We start from the raw sequence: 18,063 nt of genomic DNA, 5'->3' as shown, positions 1-18,063 counted from the left end.
CGCTTCAAATATACTTCTTAAGTATATGCAACTCGTCAACTACATTGACTTCGTTGCCGCTGCCCCGTGTTGTTTCAACCGGTCTGCCTTGAAGCGAGGGCGCATTATAGAGACAACACATTCCTATGCAACACTTTATTTGATTTTTTATTTCAACCGCTTGTTTTTTATTCGATATGCATGACTTAAGTAGTAATAACAGTTCAAATTACAAAAAAAAAGCACCCATGAAATATGAATGCTTAGTATTTTAAACCTTTGCCTTTAGGCATTTACCTTTTTAGGGTAATTGAAAGCTAATCAGGCTTATCTTTTTGGTCACAATCTACATTAGTTTCTTCTGCGTCACCCACAACATCTTCTAATCTAACCTTGTCTACCATTCTAAATGTATTGATAGGTCCAGCTAGCGCATATAAAAGAAATACTATAAATAGTACTAAAGCAGGCTCTGTTGCAACCACGACAAAGACTAACAATATGAGAAGAAGCACAACAAACGGAACCTTACCGTGCAAATTTATATCTTTAAAAGAGTTGTATTTGAAATTGCTTACCATTAACAAGCCTGACAGGCCTGTTACCAATGCAACTATAACTCCGTAGTCTTGGCCATTAATATCATACTCAACACCAACCCATATAAGTCCAGCAACCAGGGCAGCCGCAGCAGGACTTGCTAGCCCTTGAAAGAAGCGGCTATCTGCAATGCCGATTTGAGTATTAAACCGAGCTAATCTAAGAGCTGCACCGGCAACATAAATAAATGCCGCGAGCCATCCTATTTTCCCTAAGCCTGACAAACCCCAGTTATAGGCAACCAAAGCAGGTGCAACACCAAAAGAAACCATATCAGCCATAGAGTCGTATTCAGCTCCGAACTCACTCTGAGTATTGGTAATGCGTGCCACTCGCCCATCTAGCCCATCAAATATCATGGCTACAAAAATTGCTACTGCCGCCGCTTCAAAGCGACCATTCATTGAAGATACCACTGCAAAAAAACCTGAAAATAGCCCTGCAGTTGTTAGCAGATTAGGTAAAAGGTATATACCTCTACGCTTTTGATCTGGCATTGTTTTTGTCTCACCCTTATATGGTTACAGATTATATAATATTTTAGTTTATCGCGTTTACCGCGCCCTAGTATACAGCTCATTGTCTACAAGCTAAAACCTACGCATCCCTTTTAATAAAGAAAGGCCAGTATAATACTGACCTTGAGTTCAAGAATCACCAATTTAGAAAAGGAAATGCTAACTAATTATTAACTTTTCTTCTTCACAATCCACTTTAACAACTCCATCACGGCCCAAGTCTCCAGCTAATATTTTCTGAGCTAATGGATTTTCAATTTCAAGCTGAATCGCTCTTTTTAATGGCCTAGCTCCAAACACTGGATCAAACCCGGCTTCAGCTAATTTATCGAGAGCAGATAAACTAAGCTCTAGTTTATAACCTTTATCGGCTAAGCGATCTCTAAGTGCCCGAAGTTGGATCTTAGCAATAGACTTTATCTGCTCTTTGCCTAGCGGATGGAATACGACAGTATCATCTACTCTGTTTATAAACTCAGGTCTAAAATGTTCACCAACGACCCCCATTACCAAGTCCTTCATCTGCTGGTAGTTTTTCTCAGCACTAACTTCTTGAATAATATCTGAGCCCAAATTAGAGGTCATAATAATAACAGTATTCTTAAAGTCGACGGTTCTACCCTGCCCATCAGTCAAACGACCATCATCTAATACTTGTAGTAAAATATTAAAAACATCAGGATGTGCTTTTTCTACTTCGTCTAATAAAATAACAGAGTAGGGTTTACGCCTCACCGCCTCAGTTAAATAGCCACCTTCTTCATAACCAACATATCCAGGAGGGGCACCAACCAAACGAGATACAGAGTGTTTTTCCATAAACTCTGACATATCAATGCGTACCATGGCATCTTGAGTATCAAATAAAAACCCAGCTAACGTTTTACAAAGTTCAGTTTTACCCACGCCTGTTGGTCCCAAAAACAAAAATGATCCTATAGGTTTATTGGGGTCTGACAGACCAGCTCTAGAACGTCTAATTGCATTTGATACCGCCTCAACCGCTTCTTGTTGCCCAACTACACTTTCTTTAAGTGCATCTTCCATGGATAAGAGTTTAGCTTTTTCACCTTCCAACATTTTTGAGACTGGTATGCCGGTCCAGCGAGATAAAACATCTGCTATTTCATTATCAGAAACCTTATTTTTAAGTAAGGTAGTTTCTTCTGTTTCTGATTCAGTAGCCAACTCCAACTTTGCTTCTAACTCTGGAATTCTGCCATATTGTAATTCAGACATACGGCTTAAGTCTGAGGCTCTTCTGGCAATCTCTAGGTCTAATTTTGCTTGTTCTAATTCAGAACGAATATTTTGGGTACCTTGAACCGCTTGCTTTTCAGTAAGCCATACTTTTTCAAACTCTGAAAACTTGTGCTCTGCTTGCTCTCGCTCTAATTCGATGAGCTCTAATCGTTTGTGACTAACTTCATCTTTCTCTTTTGCTAAGGCTTGCTCTTCAAGTTTGAGTTGAATAATTCGTCGTTCTAACTTATCCATATCTTCGGGCTTAGAGTCCATTTGTAATCGGATACTGGAAGCGGCTTCATCAATCAAATCAATGGCTTTATCTGGCAGTTGCCTGTCACTAATATAGCGGTGTGACAAAGTTGCTGCTGCTACAATCGCGGGGTCGGTAATTTCCACAGAGTGGTGCAATTCATAGCGCTCTTTTAGACCTCTAAGTATTGCAATTGTATCTTCCACACTAGGTTCATCGACTAATACTTTTTGAAACCTGCGTTCTAATGCCGCGTCTTTTTCTATAAATTGACGATACTCATTTAATGTAGTCGCACCAACACAATGTAACTCTCCTCTTGCCAACGCTGGTTTAAGCATGTTCCCTGCATCCATGGCACCTTCACCTTTACCAGCTCCAACCATAGTATGAAGCTCATCGATAAAGAGGATCACTCGGCCTTCTTCTTTACTTAATTCACTCAATACTGCCTTTAAACGTTCCTCAAACTCACCGCGAAATTTTGCCCCTGCTATTAAGGCTCCCATATCCAGAGACAATACACGTTTGTTTTTTAAACCTTCAGGCACTTCACCATTAATAATACGTTGAGCTAAGCCTTCCGCTATTGCAGTTTTACCCACACCTGGCTCACCAATTAGAACCGGATTATTTTTGGTTCGGCGCTGTAAAACTTGAATAGTACGGCGTATTTCATCATCCCGACCTATAACCGGATCAAGCTTGCCCTGCTCTGCTCGTTCAGTTAAATCAGTTGTAAATTTTTCTAAAGCCTGACGCACATCCTCCGCATTGGGGTCTGTCACTTTTTGGCCACCACGTATCTTTTCAATACTTTCTTCAATACTTTTCTCATTAGCACCAGATTGTTTTAAGATTTCTCCCAAGGCTCCTTTATCTTGTAAAGCCGCTAAAACAAACACTTCAGAAGTAATATATTCGTCTTTTCTTTTTTGAGAAATTTTGTCACTTAAATTTAAGAGAATGACACTACTTTTACTCAGTTGTACGTCCCCCCCGGAGCCTTGAACTCTCGGTAACCTTTCAACCGCCTCTGCTAATGCTGAACGTAAGCTATTAACATTCATACCAGCTTGGTCAAGTAATGGACGAACAGAACCTCCTTGCTGATTTAACAAAGATGTCATTAAATGTACTGGTTCAATATATTGATGGTCGCGACCGAGAGCTAAAGATTGAGCTTCAGAAAGTGCCGCTTGGAATTTACTTGTAAAACTATCTAATTGCATAAAAGGTACTCCACCTCTACTTTACATGAAGTATTAATGGGTACAATTTATTGGCTAATCAAGTGGTGTTTGATAATTTGGCTATCCAGATTAATTAAAATTTGATGTAGATCAATTCACTAAATACACTGGAAAATAATGTTTATTCAATGTAAACCGCACTGACCATTCTTCCTGTAGTGACAGGCATTTTATCAGTCATATCAAGTTCATGAGTCGCACGGCGGTGGGAAAAAAACAAGTCACTTTGTCTATATGTACAAAAATTCCCACCGTACACTTTATCAATGCCATAGTTGGCGAGTTTTTGTTTTGCTACCAGATATAAATCTAATAAATATTTACCATTAGCATGGCTTGGGATAAATGCTTGGGGATATTGAAGAAAAGCTTCTTTAACGTCCTCACCTACTTCAAAGTTAGCTTGACTTATAGCGGGGCCTAACCATGCCATGATATTTGCTGGGTTAACCTTCATCGCAGCGATAGAATTTTCAATAATGCCAGCAGCTAAACCTCGCCAACCAGCATGTACCGCAGCTACAACCTCTCCTTTGATATCACAAAACAAAAGAGGTAAACAATCTGCAGTCATTACCCCACATACTTGATCTTTGTTACGGCTAAAACTGGCATCAGCTTCTATAGTTGTTGGCTGCGGACTATCTAAATTGACACAAGTTGTACTGTGAGTTTGCATCAACCAAGTGATGTTTTCGTGATTTGGTAGCAAATCACGATTTTTATCGACTATTAACTCATCATCATTAACATGTTTCGCCACATTAAAACTATTGAATGGAGGTTGGCTAAACCCTCCTACTCTAGTACTGACGTACGCCTTTATATTTTTAGGCGCAGGCCAATCAGGATAAATAAATAAAGGCAGTGACAAACCTAAACCTCTCCACTTCCATGTTCAGCCTTGTCCTCACGCAATACTTGTAACAAGTCAACGAAATCATCGGGTAAAGGAGCTTTCCACGACATCCACTCACCTGTAATTGGGTGAGTTAACTCTAATTGCACAGCATGCAGAGCTTGGCGTCTAAAGCCTCTTAACATATCCACCATATTTTGGTTACACGCTTTAGGTGGTCTAGGGCGGCCGCCATATGCTTGGTCACCAACCAATGGATATCTTAGGTGGGACATATGCACACGTATTTGGTGAGTTCTGCCAGATTCTAACTTTAATCTAAGGTAAGTATGCGCTCTGAACTTCTCTTTAACTCGATAATGTGTCATGGCAGGTTTACCAGACTCTCGTACTGCCATATTGGTACGTTTGGTTGGATGCCTACCAATTGGTTCATCAATAGTTCCGCCAGCCACCATAGTACCAATCACTACAGCTTCATATTCTCGGCTGATTTCTCGCGCTTGCAGTTGTTCTACTAAATGAGTTTGTGCAGGGATAGTTTTAGCCACCACCATTAAACCTGTTGTATCTTTGTCTAAGCGATGCACAATTCCAGCCCTTGGCACATTCTCAATTCCGGGAACATGGCTTAACAAGGCATTTAAAATTGTACCATCGGAATTTCCTGCTCCAGGATGTACAACTAGATCTGTGGGTTTATTAATAACTAAAATATCATCATCTTCATAAACTATATTCAAATCGATAGGCTGAGCAAGATGTTGAACTTGTACTTCAAGCTCTACATCAATCTCTATTTGCTCTTCGCCAACCAACTTTTCTCTTGGTTTATTAGAGATTTCACCATCTACGGTGACTTTATCACCCAAAATCCATTCTTTTATACGAGATCTTGAATAATCGGGGAACATTTCGGCCAAAGCTTGATCTAAGCGTTTACCAAATAAATTATCAGGCACTTGGGCCTGAAGTTGTATTTTTTCATGTGAGGTAGACATGCATTAAACATCCTGAAAGTGTTTCGTAACGATTTATGTGTGCATAGCCCAATTTGGTGGGGTAGAATGCGCTGCAGTTATCGATTAGGTAAACTACTATTCTAACGGATTTTTGTCCTCAATGAATCAAACATCACCAATCGAATAGTCAAATATGAGCAAAAAGAGCAATATGATCAGTAAAGTCAATGTAAGAAATATACTAATAACCAGTACCTTAATGATGTTGGTGGCCTGTTCTTCAGTGCCAGAAGACGAAGACATCGATTTGGTACTTAAAAATCGAAGTGCACAAAGTTTGTATCAAGAAGCAAAAGAAAAAATGATCTTGGGCAACTTTAATGCAGCAACAGAAACCCTTAAAGCCTTGGATTCACGCTTTCCATTTGGGCCACTATCTCATCAAGTACAACTAGATTTGATATACGGATATTACAAAACTGGACGAATTGACGAAGCGTTAGCTGCCATAGATCGCTTCACTCGACTCAACCCCAATCATTCGGATGTGGATTACGCTTTTTATATGCGTGGTTTAGCTAATATGGAAGTAGATAACAACTTATTCCAAGATTTAGCAGGAATTGACAGGTCAGATAGAGACCCAAGTAGTTCTCGTCAAGCATTTAACGATTTCAGACGTTTAATAGAAAAGTTTCCAAATAGTAAATATGCCGCAGACGCACAGAAGCGTATGTTACATATTAAAAGTCGTTTAGCTAAATACGAAATAGCCATCGCGCGTTACTACATGCGTCGTGATGCTTATGTAGCAGCGGCTAATCGTGGAAAATACGTGATTGAACATTACCCAGATACTCAACACGTCCGTGAAGCGTTAGAGATAATGGTTGAATGTTATGACCAACTTAAATTGGATAAGTTAAAGAATAATGTCATGAAAACCCTTAAGTTAAATTACCCTGACAGTAGCTTTATTAGTTAACGAATAAACTGACATTATAAAAACGCGCATTAAGCGCGTTTTTTTATGTGCAAAAATAAATCACTATCTAGTTGCTAGCCTTCAATGCAATAAGCAAACTAACTTGTAGTAAGCCATTTCAAACATAAAAATACGTTAATACTCCAATCTCCATGCAAGTTAAAAAACCAGTATCCAGTAAACTATTTCATCAGACTAAACGTACTTAAAGACATTAGTTATTTTATTCTGAGTATCAATGACCCATTTAAAATATAGAATCAGCTATAATCGTCATAGGGTGAGTTTTTATCACTCACTTACTTTTCTGATATTACTTTATTCACCACACGCTTTAAGTAACCCTTTAACCAATTTAACTCAAGTTGGTGAAGCAAAACTGACGGTCTTTTTCTGGGACATATACAATTCAAGCTTGTACAGTCAAAATGGAATATATGCAGCTGATGAATTCCCACAGGCATTAAAAATAACTTACCTACGTGATATAAGCGGTAAAGATTTGGTAAAACATACTAAGGAAGAATGGCTAAAATTAGGCGTACCTGCAGAGCAAATTGAAGAATGGCTTGGTGCGCTAACAGCTCTATTTCCGGATATAAATAAAGGGGATACTCTGTTACTAATTGTTAACCAAGAAAAAACCAGTGAGTTTTACTTAAACAATACCTCTATAGGCGAAATTTCTGATAAAAAGTTTGGAGAACACTTTTTAAGAATATGGTTAGACGAAAACGCTAGCTACCCAAAAGTCCGTAATAAACTTCTAGGAAAGTCAGATAACTAGGTAATCTTATAAAGGCAAACTATGATTGGATTAACGTATAATAATCCTGAAATCCCACTAAAATATTAGTGGTAGCGATAGAGGAAAGTATTAACCCCATCACTCGGCTTATAACACTTGCCCCACTGCTACCAATCACTTTTGCGATAATTCCAGAAAGCAACATTAAAATATAAGTTAACAGTAAAACCGACAGCATAACTAAAGCAGTCTGCGCCTGCTCCCATAAAGTATATACCGCATTTTTGGTTAACAGAATTGCGGCTAACATTGCACCCGGGCTAGCAATTGATGGCACGGCTAAAGGAAAAATAGCCGTTTCTCTATGGGAGTTCTCTAATAATTTTATTTCTTCTTCGGGCTTACTATCACCAAATATCATATTAAGGGCAAACAGGAATAAAACTATGCCCCCTGATATTTGAAACGCAGGCAATGGTATAGATAATACATTTAAAATAACCTCACCTATTCCCATAAAAAATAACAATACGCAAGCAGCCACTATGGTTGCGAGTAAAGCAACTCTACGCCTTATCTTAGGCTCATATTTATCAGTCACTGCAATAAATACAGGTAAGGTACCTATAGGGTCAATTACCGCAAAAAACACGATAAAAACCGCTAAATAATCAATCATTACTACTCCATATAAAAGGTTAAAAACCAAACTTAGTCGAACATCTTAAATAAGAAATACTCAAGCTTTAGATAAAACAATATATCAAAGATGGGGATAATCACTTGAACACACAATACAAACTTTGCTAAATAGCGGCTTAAATGATTTTAAAGCTCAAGAAAACCGTCATGGTCTTATAAAATGCTCAGCTATGCTTAAAAATACAAACACAGCTTAATAGCTGACCAAACTTTTTTTGATACAAATGGCACAATGGGCGTCATTGGCGGTGTATAAAATTTGATGTTGCCGCAATGGATATTGCCCCCAATTTGAGCGCTGAGCGCCTTTTCCTAATCGTTTGTAAAGTACCATAGCAACCGCCGCCCGAGCGCCAATTGGGTCTTTATCGCCAGTTAAACGTTTTAACTCAAGAGACAAATCTAAGGTATTAGCAAGATTTATATTAAGCTTACATAGTGCCTTATTGTCGCCTTTAAGGCCAAACCCTACCTTTTGAATATTTTGATGACACAATATAACGCCTGCAGCAGATAGAGCAGCCGAAAATCTAACTGGAAATAAAAACCCTTTAGATTCTGTGGCAAGTTGAATCAAAGTGGGTCCCGAGCTAGATTGCCCAGATTTGAATATAGGTTTGCTTTCAGTATCAAAGCCTATACTAGATTCCCTCTCTAAGACTTTTATTGCATGACTTGCATCCAATTCAGTTTCTATAATATTGATATCAGATAACTTAAGGCCAGCATACAGAGGTAAGTTATTTATTTGCTCTTTAGAAGGGCGCTGCAATTTTAAATCCTATAAATATTTCTAACATTTTTTCACTAAGGAGCAGCATTGGTAGCTCGAAACCTATAGTAGCCTTTTAGCGCTTTAGGGACTGAAATATATGGATTCAGTTCATGGTTAGCACCTTTACTATAGCTATACTCAGTATATAAACTGGCTGGTGCATTAGATTCAATTGCGGATAATAAGCCTTTAAACGAACCACTAATAATTGCGTTTTCGTCGCCTCCCAAACTTAAATATAAATATAGTGGCTTTTCTTTCACTCCATTGAGTCCCTTCTTAAATTCATCAACTACAACAGAGTTATCGTACCAAGCGGCAGGACTAAAGGAAAAATATCCACTAAACAACTCTGGTTTAGACACTAACGCATATAAAACAAAACTCCCCCCTGCTGAAAAACCACTCAATATCCTATTGTTATTAATCGAATAATTATCTTCGATATAAGGTATGAGTTCAGTTTCTATAAATCTTAAAAATAAATCCCCTTTGCCAAATATTAATGGAGAATTATCGCTTGCAGGACGAGCCTCGATTGTTACATCTTTTCGTGCATAAGGAGGGACAAGGTCTCGGTTTCTTGAATCACTCAAAAAAAGATTTGGTATAGCAATAAGAATAGAATCATTCACACTCCCTTGTTGTGATAACTCTGAAATTACCTCATCCCAACGACTTAAATTGAAATTACCGTCTGATTTAATGATCAAGGGATAGCGCTTTTTCTCATCATAATTGTTTGGTAGGCGGATAAATAGCTTTCTATTTTCATCTAAAACAGAGGAGTAGATTGTGAAATCGATAAAATCAGAAGTGTAATCTTCAACATACCTTTTAAAAAGCAACAAAATTAAAGTTAAAAATGCAACAGCAATAACCAGAGTTGTAATCATTTTTTTTGAAACCTGCACCTACCAGCCTCCCAGTATTATCAATATATTAACATTTACTAATGCCCAAAAGCGATGGCGTAGGGTGCAAACTTACTAAGGTTAAACGCAGCTTTTGGGCCAAACTGAGTTTGGACTGATTAACGGAGAACCACTCATTTGGCGCTCTGCCGATAACTGCTCAAAAGCCGCCTGCTGTAACATGCTGATTTCACGTTTTGACATACCAAGTTCATAGCCTGAGCATTCATTTGCTCCTAGTGAGCGAGGGTCAACACCGGTCAAGTTTCCAAAAACTACAAGCGCATGTAAATAATAACCATAATTGCTGCCATGGTAATGATCCCAAGTCCACAGATTAACCTTGCCAAACTCAACCCCATCATAAGGGTTAGCATCAGCGACACCTAAGGTTATAGCTTTTACCCAAGCTTCTCCTACAGCGTTCACCCCTTTAATAACAGCTGATGTTGCCGCGGCTTTATCGTAGCCAGCGCGAATATCTAAGGCCATTTTATCAACAGGCGTTCCAGACCAAGGACGCTCAGCTAAATAAATTAAATCAGCCCGCGACCAAGTAGCGGTAAGAAAAACCTCAACTTTAGGGTTTAGCTTTTCTAAAAACGTAGACATTTTTTTAGTCGCTTCAACAAACCTCGTTGGGTCACCAGGAATTGTACGGTCTAACGTACTATATCCATGCATTACCACCTTATCCCAAGGCTTTTTATCGATTACCTGTAGCTTATTTTGCACATGGAAACTCAGATCACTACCACCTCTAGTTTCAACATAAACATCGTAATCAAAGCCTGCTTGCTTAGTGAATGATTTAAAAAGTGCGGGAACCCCTCCCACCTTTTCATTGTTTAAATCAGTTACAGAGTCAGTGCGGTAGTGTTTAACAGATGAGCCATAACCATAGGTAAAGCTATTACCGATAAACAACACACTGGTTTCTGCGGCAGTAACAAAACTACTCAATACAAGCACTAAGCCAAACATAGGGGGAAAAACTAGATTCATAATTTGCTCTGTGAATATCTTATTGTTACAGAATAACGGGCCAGCTAGATGATGACAACCTAACTAGTTGTAGTATCCCCCTAACGCAGAGCTCAAGTAATTTAGATATCTACAATTTTATACTTTTGAAAATTTAGATTGGCATCTGAAAATGAATGATCACAAGTACAAGTGCAGTTATTCTTAGTTACCATAGTGTCTTTAACCTAACCTCTACACCTTATGAGAGACACCTTCAAAATATCTATTTTTACCACTATAGGCATTGCGCTCAATGGCTTTAGATTAGCTAAACCATATTAATGAATTTCTATACAAACAATTATTTCTGAACGTGCGCTTGCGACGGTTATGCTCATTTCCCACATTTTAACACCGTTTATCTTCACTCAAAAAAGCTAAATCCATAATGTATACCGATGAATAAAATATCTAAAATTGACTATCCTTAAAAATAATGAATATAAGTTTAGCTACTACGACTAAAGATTAATTGTTAAAAATAAAATGATATTTATAGTTGAGGTTAACAAGGAGAGTTTATGAACATTACCAATAAAAGCCCTGAAATTATCGATATCAATCGCCGTAAAACGCTAAAGACAATACTAAAATCTAGTATTTCCGCAGGCGCAATAGTTAAAGCCCCTTACGTTTTTGCAAAAAACACCCCTACCCTAAGAGTATTAGGTACCCATGTAACCCTGCAAGAAGAATTAAGACAACAAGCCATGAGTGACTTGGGGATCAATATTTCTTTTGAGCCCAGAGGTAGTGCATCTGTTCTACAAAAAGCGGCTATATCGCCTCAAAGCTTTGATTTATATGAACAATGGTCAAACAGTATCAATGTTTTATGGCGCTCTAGAGCCATCCAAAGTATAGATAAAAAGCGCTTGAAGTACTGGGACGAAATCAATCCATTAACCAAAACCGGTAAAGTCACCCCCAAGGCTAATTATGGAGCAGGAGATGCCCCATATAAAATACTTCACGTTCAGCCTAATGGTAAGTTAGGCACTGAGCACACTGACCACATCAGCTTTTTGCCTTATGTACACAACGTTGATTCTTTTGGCTATAATACAAAAGTAATAGATAAAGGAATTCCCTACCAAACAGAAAGTTGGGGGTGGTTATTGGATGAGAAATACTCAGGAAAAGTCGGTGTAGTAAACGCACCTAGCATTGGGTTATTTGACTTGGCCCTAGCAGCACAAGCAAATGGTTTAGTCACCTTTACCAATATTGGCGCAATAACAAAAGTAGAATTAGATGCCTTATTTAAGGTATTAAATAACTTAAAATCCAAGGGCCACTTTAGTGGTTTTTGGACATCAGTACCTGAATCTGTAGAATTTATGCGTACAGATCGCGTTGTAATAGAAAGTATGTTCTCTCCTGCAGTGACTCAGCTCAATAGTCAAAATATTCCAGTGACCTTTGCAGCACCCAAAGAGGGCTATCGCGGCTGGCACGGTGTGATGTGTTTATCAGCAGCCACTACTGGCAAAGTCAAAGACGTGGCATATGAGTATATGAACTGGTGGTTATCAGGCTGGCCGGGAGCATTTATTGCCAGACAAGGCTATTACATATCAAACCCTCAACGCTCAAAACCTCTTTTAACAGAAGCTGAGTGGGGTTATTGGTATGATGGCAAGCCGGCATCTTCATCTCTTCTTGGTACAGACGGTAAGATAGCTGTATTACAGGGTGACATTCGTACTGGCGGTAGCTATGAAAAGCGCTTTAGTAACGTAGCGGTATGGAATACCGTCATGCCCACTTATGAATACAGCTTGCAAAAATGGTATGAGTTCATAAGCTCATAGTTGCAAATATTAAGGAGTGTTATGTTTTCATCACTTAAGGTGCAGGTTGGTGCCGTATTATCGATTCTAATTTTTCTATTAGTTTTACAAATTTTTACTACTCGCAGTAACCAAGAAACTTTATTTAAAGGCCTCAACCTATCACAGCAATCATTACTTGATGTAAACACAGTTCGCGAGCTAGAGCGTGATGTCGCCAATTTACAACGTAATGTATTAATCTACAAAGACTCCGCCAGCCAGTCAGCGGCGATTCGCTTTAGCCGTTTAATAACAAACATTGAAGAAAAACTACAGATTTTAGAGCACTCCGTATTACCAGAAATGGATGAAGAATACGGGTTAAAACTGCTTAGCAGAATGCGCCAACATTTATTCGACTACTCCGACAATTTTAATGACGTAATAAAAGGTAGAACACGCCGCGAAGCCTTGTTTGAAAGTGGCTTACTAATAGAAATTGACTCACTAGTCGCCACATTAGAAAAACGAGATGCAGTGGACAACATACAATCACTTCCCACCGCTCTAATGGGGTTTCACTTAGCGCAAGCTGAAAATGATGCGTTTAACTACATATTGAGTCCAGACCTAGCGCATATTGAACAATTTGAATCCCAAATTGAAAAGATCAGAGAGATTCTAAGACAGTATCCAGTGATGTCGGAACAACTCCCTACACTCGATGACTCACTAATAGAAATAGAACAAAACTTTCTCCAATTAACACAAGTTACGCGAGGTTACTTATATCTAGTAAATGTGGTTATGACAGGCTCAGCTAATGAGTTTCTTTATTTAACTGGCCAGTTAAGTGAAAACGTCGCACTTTTATCTGAGCAAACCAATACAGTGATAATCAGTAATATTGAACAAACGAAAATTCGCAACGATATTACTTCGCTCTTTGGCATTATATTCGCCGTGGGAGCCGCTCTATTTTTGGGCATAAGAGTCATTGTTCCTATCAATGCCATTACAGATGTATTTGAACGACTAATTAGAGATAAAAAAATAGACTCCATACCAGGTTTAAATCGAAAAGACGATATAGGAAAGCTCGCTAAGGCAGCAGATGTATTTCGTGAAAATAATCTGCGTACTACGGAATTATTAACGGAGTCACAACACCTAATTGAACGACAAGAGCAATTAAATCGAGAGCTCGCTAGTGCAAAGGTGATTGCCGAAAAAGCCACTCAGTCAAAAAGTGTTTTTTTGGCCAATATGAGTCACGAAATTCGTACTCCGATGAATGGCATTATTGGTCTAGTGGAACTTGGTCTAAGCGAGAACATGTCTGATAGACTTCGAGAGTTTTTAATTAAAGTAAGTAACTCTAGTCAGCTGTTGATGACAGTGATCAATGACATTTTAGACTTTTCTAAAATAGAAGCTGGTAAGCTCGATATAGAACAAACCGATTTTTCGTTAGACTCTCTGTTTAACAACATACTCGCTAGCACTGGTATGCGAGCGCGAGAAAAAAACTTGAATGTCCGCCTATTTGCCGACCCAAGCCTACCTAAGAAATTGGTTGGCGACCCCCAGCGTATTTGCCAAATCATGTTAAACCTCTGCAGTAATGCCATAAAATTTACTCGAAACGGCACCGTATTCATTAGATTTTGGGGCGAAAGTAGCGGTAAAGCAGGAGCATTCACTTTACATGCAGAGGTAAAAGATACAGGTATTGGCATGACAGACACGCAGCTTGAAAAGATATTCCATCCCTTTACCCAAGCTGACGGAACAACAAGCCGAGAATTTGGTGGAACAGGACTTGGTTTAGCCATTGTTAAGCAGTTAATTAACTTAATGAATGGCAAAATTACTGTCACATCAACTAAAAATGAGGGGAGTATCTTTACTTTGCAGCTCAAACTTAGAGCTTTTAAAGGACAAGCAAGCATTTTGAGTCAAACACCGCCCTCGTCAAACCATATTTATTATGTGCCAGAATCTCACTTAGTAAACCGAGAATATTTAGGTGCGGTCACAGAAAGCTTTCACATCAAAACATTAAGATCCATTCAAGAACAATCTTTTGCTGAACCAAATAACCAGGCCATCGCAATTTTTGATGCGAAAAGTAAAGAGCATCTGAACGCTTTAGAGCCGGCACTTCAATATTGCAAAGACAAAACCATTAAGTTTGGATTTATTACAGACACACAACCTCAACAACTCGCATCAGAGCTGATAAAAACGTGGCATACCCCTACATTATCTCATCCATTTACACCGCGAGAATTCAGTATATTTATTGATGAACTCCAAGGAATTTCTGCATCAGCAGAAACTCTATTATCAGCCCAGAGCCAAGTAATAGAGCATAAACTAAAAGGTCATGTGTTGTTAGTTGAAGATAACAGCATAAATCAAGCAGTAGCGGGTGAAATGCTAAAATCATTGGGAGTTAGCTACGACATAGCAGAAGACGGCCAACAAGCCGTAACAAAAATAACAAACTCTCCTTACTACGACGTTATTTTAATGGACATACAAATGCCGGTAATGGACGGCTATACTGCAACAAAATTGTTACGAGAAATAGGCTTCACCACACTACCAATATGTGGTTTATCTGCAAACGCCATGCAGCAAGATTATGAAAAAGCTAACGAGTCAGGAATGAGCCAATATATCACTAAACCCTTAAAACGAGACGTGTTAGCCAAAACGTTAGCCCAATGGCTAGACTTCAAAGCCTCTTAACAATGCTCTAAAGCCGTTAATTTTAGGCTAGCTATTGCCACAGCACCGATTAGACAACTCATCTATCCTTTATGAGTGTCACTTTTATTTTTTGCTTTCTCTATTTGCTTATTTTTAACGCCATGCTTTTCAATTATTGCTTTATGACAAGACTCATAACTGCCCTTTGACTTAGCCCAACAATCATTATTATCGCCATTTAAGCAGTACTCTAGTTTGGCCACAGCCAGCTTTTTACAAGGTATAAACTCGTTTGAAGTGGGTGATGCACTAATAGCCCCCACAAACATGCCCCCAGCCAATACACATAACTTAACGTTACAATTTGTCATTTTACCCCTTACTCATCATTAATGTAGATCATAAGACAACAGCGCAGCTACACAATTTCCCCCTATAAACGGCGGATGAAAAAACAAGGTAATTAACCTTAGCACTACTGCATAAATATTTTTTCAAAAGCACTGTACACTGCTAAATGCAGGGCATCACCATGATCTTGCTTTTTTAAATACTCAAAATAAAGGTGAGTGTTTTCATTCTCTAAAACCTTCAGTTTGTCATACAACTCTCTAGCTGTTCTCTCTATCTCTTCGCCCTCTTTACCAACAGCGATAAACACATACTTTTTGGAAGTATATAAAGCTGGCGTGTACTTTAATAAAGACTCGTCATCCCACCATAAACTTGGGCTAGTAATAATGTAGTTATCAAATAAGTCTGGTTTTTTAAACAATATTTCGGTTGCCAACAGCCCACCAAGGGACTGACCTATCAAGGTTTTGGTTGAAGTTGTTCTATATTTTGCGTCTATGTATGGTTGCAGCTCTGTTTCAATAAAACGAATAAAGCTTTGCGAATGTCCAGTAGTCGGGAAATCTTTCTTATCCCTCTCATTACCTGTAGGAAACGTAAAATCCCGTCTTCTATCAACATTAGAAATACCTACAACAATTGACTCAGGGAGCATTTCGACCCAAGAAAAAGAACCAAACTGAACCAGCCCTGCAATATGAATAAAATCTTCTTCAATAGAGCCATCTAATAAATAGATAACAGGGTAATCTTTTGCTAAAGCTTTGGAATATCCTTGGGGCAGATAAACATTTATCACTCTATTTTCATTCAAAACCTCAGACTGAAGTACCACTCTCTCCCCAATCGACAGCGCAGTAACCTCAACGTCTTTATTTGCATCATCAGCTAAAACCTGATGACAAACTAGTAAAACAATGAATATTACAGTTGTTTTTATCATCTTCATGGTTATCTTTTATAGAGCTATTTAGGAAGGCTAGATTATGATTACTTTTATACTTTAGCAATGGAATACCTTGTAAAAATCCCCCTATAGCATTTCAAATCAGAAAAATGGCAAAGAATTAGCCAAACACAAAGATATATATAAAGCGATAAATCAAAGGCTTGTAAGCTGCAAATTTTCGTAACAACCAGTATTTAATTCCCACCATGATGTTTTTGTTTGCTGCTCCTACTTGAGTTTGTACCATGATTTTATTTGGTAACAGATGACACCGATTACAACACCTAAAACAACAATAAAATACTGATTGGTCACAATCCCCCAAACAGAAGGAATGACCGCAATGAAAATTGCAATAGACAACCTTTGATTTGCCGAGTAATGGGCTTCCACTAACATGCCTTTATTAATCGCAACCTTTTGTGCAATCAATAAAGCAATGATTACAACTAAGATTACCAATTGAATAGGATTGATAAACTCCATTTATATATCCTTAAGTAGCTAACGCTTAGCTTTGGGGCGCATACACGGGGCTATAATCGCGAAGCGGCCCCGTGTATGTGTCCCAGCTCACGAAGTGAGCGACAATAGCGTTTTGTTAGGCACCTTCTACTAGTTTTAAAAAGTTCTCATTCTGAACAATTTTTCCAATCAGGTTTTGAACTGCGGGCATCAAAGCTTGTGCTGTTTGATTGCACGCGGTTTCACCATAAAAACTACTTGTAAATGAGTAACTTTCTGAAACAGTTAAAGACTTTCCATTGGATGAGTTTACTGTCATCGCTATATCCCAACTTCCAGATGCAGATGAGAAATCAATAGAGTCCAGCGTTCCAGTTAGAGTTACAGGAGCATCGGCATCGAAGGCTTCAGCCATTTTAAGCTCGTCGATAAAGGCTTTACGAATAAAGCCTTCAAATGAGTTACCATCCGGTGTTTTTATCGGGCCAACTCCCCGACACATAATACTTGTTTTACTTTCCCCTACGGCATTAAAATCACCAACGTTAATCTTAGAGTTAGCCATACTCTTAATTGATGAAATATTGTCCACAGAAACAGCATAGCGATTGACTGAATAAGTAGAACAACCAGAAGCCCCTACAAGTACTAGTGATACCAAACATAATTTTTTAAACATTATTACTTCTCCATTTTTTAATTTTTATATCCGATCAATTTCGAATGAGTGCCTAACGCTTATTATCGAGCATGTCGTATATGTAACTTCTCGATTTGATTTTTATTCCCGTCATTTCCAGTTCTTACCTTTTGATTTTATTAAATATTTTTAACTTTCATGCTATCAAAACCACAAAGAGTTGCAAAAGCAAAAGGAGACTCGACTTTAACGCGACTTTTCTGCTTCCTATTAAAAACCATGAGCAAAATATTTTCCATAATTAAATTAATAACTTAGCATTTTTTGGAAAAACAAAGCGAGA

16 protein-coding genes are annotated in these 18,063 nt (G+C 38.4%); 4 read left to right on the top strand and 12 right to left on the bottom strand.

Going from position 1 to position 18,063, the window contains the following annotated elements; genetic code table 11:
• Positions 1-296: 296 nt before the first annotated feature.
• The 4 genes from pssA to rluD all read right to left on the bottom strand — a co-directional run bounded on the left by pssA (position 297) and on the right by rluD (position 5,708).
• Positions 297-1,076 (bottom strand): CDP-diacylglycerol--serine O-phosphatidyltransferase, encoded by a 780-nt coding sequence (pssA, locus tag ABJE44_RS03510; RefSeq protein WP_348112599.1) that lies wholly within the window; start codon positions 1,074-1,076, stop codon positions 297-299.
• Positions 1,077-1,256: 180 nt separating this feature from the next.
• Complete coding sequence (clpB, locus tag ABJE44_RS03505) at positions 1,257-3,827, bottom strand: ATP-dependent chaperone ClpB (protein WP_348112598.1); 2,571 nt, start codon at positions 3,825-3,827, stop codon at positions 1,257-1,259.
• A 142-nt stretch (positions 3,828-3,969) separates the two neighbouring features.
• On the bottom strand, positions 3,970-4,722 hold the full coding sequence (gene pgeF, locus ABJE44_RS03500) for a peptidoglycan editing factor PgeF (RefSeq protein ID WP_348112597.1): 753 nt from the start codon (positions 4,720-4,722) through the stop codon (positions 3,970-3,972).
• 2 nt (positions 4,723-4,724) lie between these two features.
• The gene (rluD, locus tag ABJE44_RS03495; RefSeq protein WP_348112596.1) at positions 4,725-5,708 is read right to left on the bottom strand and encodes a 23S rRNA pseudouridine(1911/1915/1917) synthase RluD; all 984 of its coding nucleotides are present in this window, start codon (positions 5,706-5,708) and stop codon (positions 4,725-4,727) included.
• A gap of 172 nt (positions 5,709-5,880) precedes the next feature.
• Here rluD and ABJE44_RS03490 point away from each other — a divergent pair, with 172 nt between their 5' ends.
• Both ABJE44_RS03490 and ABJE44_RS03485 read left to right on the top strand, forming a co-directional pair.
• Entirely contained in the window at positions 5,881-6,654 is a 774-nt protein-coding gene (locus tag ABJE44_RS03490) for an outer membrane protein assembly factor BamD (protein ID WP_348112595.1), read from the top strand.
• A 238-nt stretch (positions 6,655-6,892) separates the two neighbouring features.
• Entirely contained in the window at positions 6,893-7,441 is a 549-nt protein-coding gene (locus ABJE44_RS03485; RefSeq protein ID WP_348112594.1) for a chalcone isomerase family protein, read from the top strand.
• Between the two features lie 19 nt (positions 7,442-7,460).
• Here the strand turns inward: ABJE44_RS03485 and ABJE44_RS03480 are convergent, their stop codons facing one another.
• The 4 genes from ABJE44_RS03480 to ABJE44_RS03465 all read right to left on the bottom strand — a co-directional run bounded on the left by ABJE44_RS03480 (position 7,461) and on the right by ABJE44_RS03465 (position 10,798).
• Complete coding sequence (locus ABJE44_RS03480) at positions 7,461-8,081, bottom strand: MarC family protein (protein WP_348112593.1); 621 nt, start codon at positions 8,079-8,081, stop codon at positions 7,461-7,463.
• Positions 8,082-8,297: 216 nt separating this feature from the next.
• Positions 8,298-8,876, bottom strand: a complete 579-nt coding sequence (locus ABJE44_RS03475) for a 3'-5' exonuclease (protein ID WP_348112591.1) — start codon at positions 8,874-8,876, stop codon at positions 8,298-8,300.
• A 35-nt stretch (positions 8,877-8,911) separates the two neighbouring features.
• Entirely contained in the window at positions 8,912-9,793 is an 882-nt protein-coding gene (locus tag ABJE44_RS03470; RefSeq protein WP_348112590.1) for an alpha/beta hydrolase-fold protein, read from the bottom strand.
• 81 nt (positions 9,794-9,874) lie between these two features.
• Positions 9,875-10,798 carry a PEP-CTERM sorting domain-containing protein gene (locus ABJE44_RS03465; RefSeq protein WP_348112589.1) on the bottom strand — a complete coding sequence of 308 codons (924 nt, stop codon included), beginning with the start codon at positions 10,796-10,798 and terminating at the stop codon, positions 9,875-9,877.
• A gap of 542 nt (positions 10,799-11,340) precedes the next feature.
• Here ABJE44_RS03465 and ABJE44_RS03460 point away from each other — a divergent pair.
• Entirely contained in the window at positions 11,341-12,633 is a 1,293-nt protein-coding gene (locus ABJE44_RS03460) for an extracellular solute-binding protein (protein WP_348112587.1), read from the top strand.
• A gap of 21 nt (positions 12,634-12,654) precedes the next feature.
• Positions 12,655-15,351, top strand: coding sequence for an ATP-binding protein (locus ABJE44_RS03455; protein ID WP_348112586.1), 2,697 nt, complete (start codon positions 12,655-12,657; stop codon positions 15,349-15,351).
• Positions 15,352-15,413: 62 nt separating this feature from the next.
• On the opposite strand, the gene ABJE44_RS03450 is transcribed toward ABJE44_RS03455, so the two are convergent.
• From ABJE44_RS03450 to ABJE44_RS03435, 4 genes are all read right to left on the bottom strand, one after another.
• Positions 15,414-15,683 carry a hypothetical protein gene (locus ABJE44_RS03450; RefSeq protein WP_348112585.1) on the bottom strand — a complete coding sequence of 90 codons (270 nt, stop codon included), beginning with the start codon at positions 15,681-15,683 and terminating at the stop codon, positions 15,414-15,416.
• 104 nt (positions 15,684-15,787) lie between these two features.
• Complete coding sequence (locus ABJE44_RS03445) at positions 15,788-16,615, bottom strand: alpha/beta hydrolase-fold protein (RefSeq protein WP_348112584.1); 828 nt, start codon at positions 16,613-16,615, stop codon at positions 15,788-15,790.
• A gap of 228 nt (positions 16,616-16,843) precedes the next feature.
• Positions 16,844-17,101 carry a hypothetical protein gene (locus ABJE44_RS03440; protein ID WP_348112583.1) on the bottom strand — a complete coding sequence of 86 codons (258 nt, stop codon included), beginning with the start codon at positions 17,099-17,101 and terminating at the stop codon, positions 16,844-16,846.
• A 115-nt stretch (positions 17,102-17,216) separates the two neighbouring features.
• Positions 17,217-17,759, bottom strand: coding sequence for a hypothetical protein (locus tag ABJE44_RS03435; RefSeq protein WP_348112582.1), 543 nt, complete (start codon positions 17,757-17,759; stop codon positions 17,217-17,219).
• Between the last annotated feature and the right edge of the window lie 304 nt (positions 17,760-18,063).

This window comes from Paraglaciecola sp. (genome assembly GCF_039942875.1).
Taxonomy (GTDB): Bacteria; Pseudomonadota; Gammaproteobacteria; order Enterobacterales; family Alteromonadaceae; genus Paraglaciecola.
Note: the sequence above shows the minus strand (reverse complement) of the source record. Positions and strands in the feature narration are given on the sequence as shown.